Source organism: Bradyrhizobium sp. (assembly GCF_035701725.1).
Taxonomy (GTDB): Bacteria; Pseudomonadota; Alphaproteobacteria; order Rhizobiales; family Xanthobacteraceae; genus Bradyrhizobium.
Window position 1 is genome coordinate 1 of record NZ_DASSRP010000206.1, and the last position, 7,174, is coordinate 7,174.

At 62.4% G+C, this 7,174-nt stretch carries 8 protein-coding genes; 6 read left to right on the plus strand and 2 right to left on the minus strand.

Annotation, left to right across the window (positions count from 1 at the left end; translation table 11 throughout):
- On the plus strand, nt 1-754 hold a 754-nt coding region (locus VFL62_RS11915; protein ID WP_325172578.1), incomplete at its 5' end, for a GntR family transcriptional regulator.
- Between the two features lie 107 nt (nt 755-861).
- Nucleotides 862-1,962 carry a BMP family ABC transporter substrate-binding protein gene (locus tag VFL62_RS11920; RefSeq protein ID WP_325172579.1) on the plus strand — a complete coding sequence of 367 codons (1,101 nt, stop codon included), beginning with the start codon at nt 862-864 and terminating at the stop codon, nt 1,960-1,962.
- Nucleotides 1,963-2,056: 94 nt separating this feature from the next.
- On the opposite strand, the gene VFL62_RS11925 is transcribed toward VFL62_RS11920, so the two are convergent.
- Together VFL62_RS11925 and VFL62_RS11930 are read right to left on the minus strand one after the other, a co-directional pair.
- Complete coding sequence (locus VFL62_RS11925; RefSeq protein WP_325172580.1) at nt 2,057-3,010, minus strand: isopenicillin N synthase family dioxygenase; 954 nt, start codon at nt 3,008-3,010, stop codon at nt 2,057-2,059.
- A gap of 133 nt (nt 3,011-3,143) precedes the next feature.
- On the minus strand, nt 3,144-4,046 hold the full coding sequence (locus VFL62_RS11930) for a LysR family transcriptional regulator (RefSeq protein WP_325172581.1): 903 nt from the start codon (nt 4,044-4,046) through the stop codon (nt 3,144-3,146).
- A 164-nt stretch (nt 4,047-4,210) separates the two neighbouring features.
- On the opposite strand from VFL62_RS11930, the gene VFL62_RS11935 reads away from it, so the two are divergent.
- From VFL62_RS11935 to VFL62_RS11950, 4 genes are all read left to right on the plus strand, one after another.
- The gene (locus VFL62_RS11935; RefSeq protein WP_325172582.1) at nt 4,211-5,029 is read left to right on the plus strand and encodes a creatininase family protein; all 819 of its coding nucleotides are present in this window, start codon (nt 4,211-4,213) and stop codon (nt 5,027-5,029) included.
- Nucleotides 5,022-5,477 (plus strand): cupin domain-containing protein, encoded by a 456-nt coding sequence (locus tag VFL62_RS11940; RefSeq protein ID WP_325172583.1) that lies wholly within the window; start codon nt 5,022-5,024, stop codon nt 5,475-5,477. Before VFL62_RS11935 ends, VFL62_RS11940 begins: the two co-directional genes overlap by 8 nt.
- Before the next feature lie 2 nt (nt 5,478-5,479).
- Nucleotides 5,480-6,289, plus strand: coding sequence for an isochorismatase family cysteine hydrolase (locus tag VFL62_RS11945; RefSeq protein ID WP_325172584.1), 810 nt, complete (start codon nt 5,480-5,482; stop codon nt 6,287-6,289).
- Nucleotides 6,286-7,174 (plus strand): FAD-binding oxidoreductase (locus VFL62_RS11950; protein ID WP_325172585.1); only part of this gene is annotated, 889 nt, incomplete at its 3' end. The genes VFL62_RS11945 and VFL62_RS11950, both read left to right, overlap by 4 nt.

Consider the following 7,174-nt stretch of genomic DNA (forward strand, 5'->3'; position numbering starts at 1 on the left):
GATGAGCAAGAAATCCACCCGCGTCGATCTGGCTTGCCAGGCCCTGCGGCAGGCGATCATCGAGCAGGCGCTGCCTCCCGGTACCAAGCTGCCGGAGGACGAACTCGGTCTTCGTTTCGGTATGAGCCGGACGCTGGTGCGGGAAGTGCTCGCCCAATTGCAGTCCGAAGGGCTGGTCGATGCGCCGCCACGCCGTACGGCGTCGACCGCGAAGCCGACGCTGGATCAGGCGCGGGAAATCTTCGAAATCCGCAAGATGCTGGAGCGCGAGGTGGTGCGCCTAGTCGTCGGGCGCTGGCAGCCGCAATTCGGCGCCGACCTCGAGGGACATGTGCGTGCCGAGGAGGCGGCGCGGCATTCCGGCGACGCGCGCGTGTCGATCCGGCTCGCCGGCGAATTCCACACCCGGCTCGGCGAGATGGCGGGCAATTCGCTGCTGCGCCGCTACCTGAGCGAAGTGGTGTCGCGCTGCTCGCTGATCCTCGCATTGTACGGCCGGCCGCATTCGGCCGATTGCGCCGTCAACGAACATCGCGAGATCGTCGCTGCGCTCCGTGCCGGCAACGCCGAAACCGCGATAAAGATCATGGATCACCATATTGGCGGGGTCGAACAGCGGGCGTTGTTCGACCAGGGACGCGAGGCCACTTTCGACCTTGGTGCCGTGCTCTCGCGCTATGCCGGCCAGCTCGACAGCGTTGGCTCAACGAAAGTCGCCCGGCTCGCAAAACCAAAGGCGAGGGGGAAACGATGATCTTCTCACTCGCGCCTTAGACGTCTCTCGCTGCTCCCTTCTCTTCAGCTCGAATTGTTTTCCACAGTTCGCGGCCATCGTGCCGCGGCCAAGACGGAGTTTTGCCCATGACCACGCATTCCATGTCCCGCAGAATCTTTTTGGGCGGTGCAGCCGCTAGCCCCTTCGTGCTGTCTGGCCTCGGCGCGCCTGCGCAAGCCGCCGGCCTCACCCTCGGCATCATCTATGTCGGCCCGCGCGCCGACTATGGCTGGAACCAGGCGCATGCGGTCGGCGCCAAGGCGCTGAAGGAGATCCCCGGCGTCAAGGTGGTTGAGGAAGAGAACGTGCCGGAGACGATCGCGGTCGCGAAAACCATGGAGTCGATGATCAACATCGATGGCGCCACGCTCCTGTTCCCGACCTCGTTCGGCTACTTCAACCCCTTCATGATCGATGCGGCGAAGAAATACCCGAAGATCGAATTCCGTCACCCGACCTCACTGTGGTCGGCCGACAAGCATCCCTCTAATGCCGGCGGCTACTTCTGCTATCTCGACCAGGGCCATTATGTGAACGGCATCGCGGCGGGGCTGTCGACCAAATCCAACAAGATCGGCTACATCGCAGCCAAGCCGATCCCGCTGGTGTTGCGCAACGTAAACTCGTTCACGCTCGGCGCGCGCAAGGTCAATCCCAACGTATCGGTGCAATTGATCGTCACTGGCGACTGGGCAATGCCGGTGCGCGAAGCGGAAGCCGCGAATGCGCTGGTCGATGCTGGTTGCGACATCATCGCCTGCCACATCGACAGTCCGAAGGTGGTGGTCGAGACCGCCGAGAAGCGCGGCGTCAAGAGCTGCGGCCATAATGCCAGCCAGGCCGATCTCGCGCCGAAGGGTTTTATCACCGGCGCCGAACTGAAGTGGGGCACGATCTACACGAGCTTCGCCGGCCTCTTGGCCAAGGGCGAGAAGCTGCCGAACATGGTGATCGGCGGCTACGACAAGGACATGGTGGCGAGCACAGCGTTCGGCGCCGGATGTTCCGACGCCGGCCGCAACGCGGCGATGGCGGCAATCGCCGATCTGAAGGCCGGAAAGCCGATCTTCACCGGTACCGTCAAGAGCAACGCCGGCAAGGTGATCACCAGCAAGGACACGCCGCTGTACGATCCCTCGCTCGAAACCACAGATTATCTGGTCGAAGGCATCGTCGGGTCGGTTTGACGTCCCGGCGGCTCGCAGGGGGCGTTGCTACCGAGCCGCGTACAAATCGCGGGCCGATCTGGCGGGAGCCAGGTCGGTCTCCGCAAGCAGCGTCTCACGACGCCTTTGCCGCATAAGTGGGCTCGAGCCGTGACAGCAGAAAATCACCGCCGGTGATCGGGCCGTATTTGGCCGGCCGGCCAGGCCCGACGCAACTCGGCAAACATTCGACGATCGCATCCGGATTGGGGTCGAGGAAGAATGCGACGGAATAGCGATCGGCGCCGGGCGGGCTCACCACCTTGTGCGGCGTCGAAACATAGACGTCATTCGACCATCGCATCAGGCAGTCGCCGATGTTGCAGACGAAGGTATTCGGGATGACCGGCGCTTCGAGCCAGCGGCCCGAGCGGTCTTGCACCATCAAGCCGCCGACTGCATCCGTCGCCAGCAGCGTGACATTGCCATAGTCGGTATGCACACCGGCGCCAAGCTGTCCCTCGGCTGCGGGCGTGGTGACGGGAGGATAATGCAACAGACGCAGCGTCGCGTTCGGCCGGTCGAGCCTGGATTCGAAGAAGTCGGGCTCGAGGCCGAGATCGACGGCAAATCCGCGGTGCAGGTCGCGTCCTAGACGCCAGACCCGGTTGAAATATTCGAGCATGGTCTCGCGGAAGCCCGGAACGTCCGGCCACAAATTGGCTGCGCGGAACCGCGCGCCGGCAATCAGTTCGGGATCATCGGGCGGAAGATCAAGGCCGATGTTGAAGGCTTCCTTGAGATCGGACGGCTTTGTTGGGTCCAGCGCTTCGCCGCCCAGCCTGATGTAGCCGCGGTTACCCGAAGGGCCGCTGAAGGCCGCGGCCTGCTTCATCGCGGACGGACCGGAAAAGAAGGCGCGCGAGGTCTCGAATACACGTGCCCTGAGTTCCGGCGGGACGCCGTGGCCACTGATGTAGAAAAATCCGACTTCCCGGCATGCGTGGCCCAGCTCGGCTGCTACCACGGAGGCCCGCTCGGGCGTGCCCCGGAGCAGCGGAGAGATATCGATCACGGGTATGGTGTTCATGGGTGTCTCCTGTGATCAAAATCGAAGCAAAACGAGTGCCAGCAAGACGGGCTGCTTGCGGCTTTTAAATCGGAAACAGAGCTCCTCGGGCGAAAACGCTATTTGCGATCAGGCCAGCTGCGTCGCGCCGGGTTTACTCGGCCGCTTCGCGCATCATCGTCTTGAGCATTTCGGCGAGCAGGCTCGCGATCGCGCTTGAGCCCCGTTCGTGGCCGATCAACATCAGCGTCTGCGCATCCTGGGCGAGTTCGCGGACAGTCACATAAACCAATCGTCCTGCGCGTCGCTCAAATTCGGTGTCGAACGGTGTCAGAAACGTGATGCCGTTATCCAGAATGGCGGCATGGCGCATGATCTCGATAGCGTTGGTCTCGATGGCGGGTTGCAGATCGATGGCGGCGCGGGCGAAAGCCGCGTCGAGATAGGGTCGGATTGCGCTGGAGGTGTCGGCGATCACGAGTGGGTAGTCGATGCAATCGCTGAGGCGGATGTTGCCGCGTTTTGCCAATGGGTGGTTCGGCGCCATCACTGCGCCCAGGCGGCCAACAGCGCGTGCAAGAACTTTCAGATTGCTATCCCTGGTAAAATCGAAGCCGATGCCGAGATCGGCCTCGCCGTTGGCAACGGCGGACTGGATTTCGGTGCCGGTATTGAACAGCGTCAGGTTGAGTTGGACGCGGGGATTGCGAACGCGGAATTCTTTTACCGTCCCCGGCACGAGGTTCGAGGCGAGCCCGCTCATCATCGCAACCGTGATTTCGCCGCGCCTGAGGCCCTTCAACTCCTCGATCTTGGCCTGCGCGCGCGTCATTTCCTTCAGCGTCTGCCGGATGTGGCCGATCAGCACTTCGCCGGCTGCGGTCAGCACCAGCTTCTTCGGAAGCCGCTGGAAGATTGGCGTTCCGAGTTGGGTTTCCAGCGCCAGAATCTGCCGGCTGATGGCAGATGCTGCGACATTGAGGTGATTGGCAGCCTTCCGGATCGAGCCCGTGCGGGCGACCTCGTCGATGTAGCTTAAGAGTCGGCCGTGCAGCATGGTTGCCCCGGTTTCCAGTCTTCCAACTTCAATGGTCAGGATGGCTGCGCGTTGCCTAAAAGGCAACATGTCTGCCGAATCTAGGCGCTTTCAAGCGATGCTCGATGCGTGCAACATCGGCCACACGATTGCGGAAAACCCCCTCGAAAGCGCTCGGTTCACCGATGGCACTCAAATCTCGTTGGTGGTGGGAGTTGACGACGTGCGATTTTGCCACGCTCGACGCGGAGCGGGTGGTTGCGATCCTTCCCGTCGGCGCCGTCGAGCAGCATGGCCCCCATCTGCCGGTCGGGGTCGATGCATTCATCAATTCGGGCATCTTTACGCGAGCGCTCGAGCTGATGCCGCAAGAGTATCCGGCGCTCGTGCTGCCGATGACATCCGTCGGCAAGTCAGACGAGCATCTGTCTTTTCCCGGCACGCTTACCCTGTCGCACGAGACGTTAGGACGGGTCTGGTACGAGCTGGGCGCAAGCGTCCATCGCGCTGGCCTGCGAAAAATCCTGCTCTTCAATTCACATGGCGGCCAGCCGCAGCTCGCCGAGATCGTGTGCCGCGAGCTTCGGGTCAAGCTCGGCATGTTCGCGGTCAGCACCATGTGGCCGCAGCTGATCGATATGACCGACCTGTTCGATGAGGCCGAGATCAAGCATGGAATTCACGGCGGCCAGATCGAGAGCAGCATGATGCTGCATCTGCATCCCGGCCTTGTGAACCTGGAGCGCGCTGACGATTTCGTGCCGGTGACAACCCAGATTGAACGCGAGGCTGAATTGATCGGCCGCGGCGCGGCCTATTTCGGCTGGCAGGCTCAGGATCTGCACCCCGCCGGAGCGAGCGGTAATGCCACCAGGGCAACGGCTGCCTTGGGCAAGGAAGCGGTGGAGCGTGCCGCGCGCGGACTGGTGAAACTGGTCGAGGAGATCAGCAATTATCCGCTCTCGCGATTGAAAACGCATACCGCGTTCGACGGTGATGCGTGAGACGGACAAGGCTCAAGGGAACACTCGCATGGCATTCAGCGTAGCGCAGATCGAACAGGCGAAGGCGTTCCGGATTTCGCCAAAGGACACAAACTATTTCGTGATGCTGTTCGATCAGGTGACCGACGCGATCAAAAATATTTTCGTGGTCGAGATATTCAGGCCGGGCGGCGCCACGCCGCCGAACGAGCATGCGGGTGCGCACGAGTTCTTCCATGTGTTGCATGGTGAAGGCATCGCGCGATGCGACGGCAAAACCGTGCCTATCCGCAAAGGAGACTCGCTGCTCCTGCATCCCGGATCAGAGCATGTCATCGAGAATACCGGCGCAGGCAAGCTCTATACGCTCACGGTCATGACGCCGAATGAAGGCTTTTCAGAGTTGATCCGCGGCGGTGATCCCGTTCAGCTTGACGCGGAGGACATCCGCATCCTGCAGGGGCTATAGCGATGGATGCCCGGCCCAATCGGCAGCACGAGCAGTTGCAGCCTCTCGGCTCAAGCGAGCGCAATCGCTGGCTGGTCTCGGAAGCGGCCGTCGATCTGGTTCGCCAGCCCGTGCCGCCGCGGCCGCTCGCTGTGCAGACGGAAAGCAAGGAAGTTACGCTCGATCTTGCGCGCACGGCCATGGTCGTCGTCGACATGCAGAACGATTTCTGCCACCCCGAGGGCTGGCTCGCGCATATCGGCGTCGACGTGACGCCCGCGCGAAAGCCGATCGCGCCGTTGCAGCGCCTGCTGCCGGCGCTCCGTAGCCGCGATGTTCCTATCATCTGGCTTAACTGGGGAAACCGGCCGGATCGGCTCAATCTCAGTCCGGCGCTCTTGCACGTGTACAAGCCGAGCGGCAGCGGCGTCGGCCTCGGCGATGCCCTGCCGGGCTCGGGGGCCAAGGTGCTCGAACGCGGGAGCTGGTCGGCCGCAATCGTCGATGAATTGGCGCCCGATCCCTCGGATATCCATGTCGCGAAATACCGGATGTCGGGCTTCCAGGATACCGAACTCGACAGCATCCTGCGCAATCTTGCTGTAACGACCTTGCTGTTTGCCGGCGTCAATGCCGATCAATGCGTGCTGTGCACGCTGCAGGATGCGAATTTCCGCGGCTATGACTGCTTGATGATCGAGGACTGCGTGGCGACGACCTCGCCGGACTACTGCATGTCGGCCACCCTCTACAATGTCCGGCAGTGCTTTGGCTTTGTCGCGCGGTCCGAGGCAATCATCTCCGAACTGTCGCAAGGCGGTGCCGCGACGTGAACGATCTTTCCTTGAACGCGCTTGATAGGCTGATTGTTGATCTTGGCGATATTCCCGTCGTCACCGAATCCAAGGTCGTGCGCCGGCGCTCCCGCGATTTCTTCTGGTATAGCCCGATTCTCAACGAGCAGCTGGAAGGCAAGTCCGCCGATCTGATCGTTGCGCCGCGTGACGAAAGCGAAGTCATCCGTACTGCGGCGGCTTGCGTGCGGCATCGCGTGCCGATCACGGTACGGGCAGGGGGCACCGGCAATTACGGGCAGGCGGTGCCGCTCGAAGGCGGCGTTCTGCTCGATATCACGGCGCTCGCCGATATCGAATGGATCAAACCCGGCATGCTCCGCGTCGGAGCCGGCGCCAAGATGCACATCATCGATGCTGAGGCTCAGGCCCAAGGGGTCGAGCTGCGCATGCATCCGTCTACCAAGCGCACCGCCACCATCGGCGGCTTCGTCGCCGGCGGATCGGGCGGTATCGGCTCGGTCACCTATGGCGGTCTGCGCGAGCGCGGCAACATTCTGGCCGCGCGGATCGTCACGGTGGAGGAGGAGCCGCGGGTGATCGAACTGCGCGGTGATGCTGCGCAGAAGATCAACCGCGCCTATGGCACGACCGGCATCATCACGGCGCTGGAAATGCCGCTCGCGCCGGCGTGGAAGTGGATCGACGTGGTGGTTGTCTTCGACGAGTTCATGGACGCTGCAGCCTTCGGCTACGAGGCGGCGCTCGCCGACGGCATCGTCAAGAAACTGCTCGCACCGATCACCTGGCCGTTGCCGTCCTATTTCGGCGCACTCAAGCCTTATTGTCCCGACGGCAAGAGCATCCTGATTGCGATGATCGCCGAACCCTCCCTAGAAAGCTTCAAGGCGTTGCTCGGCGACC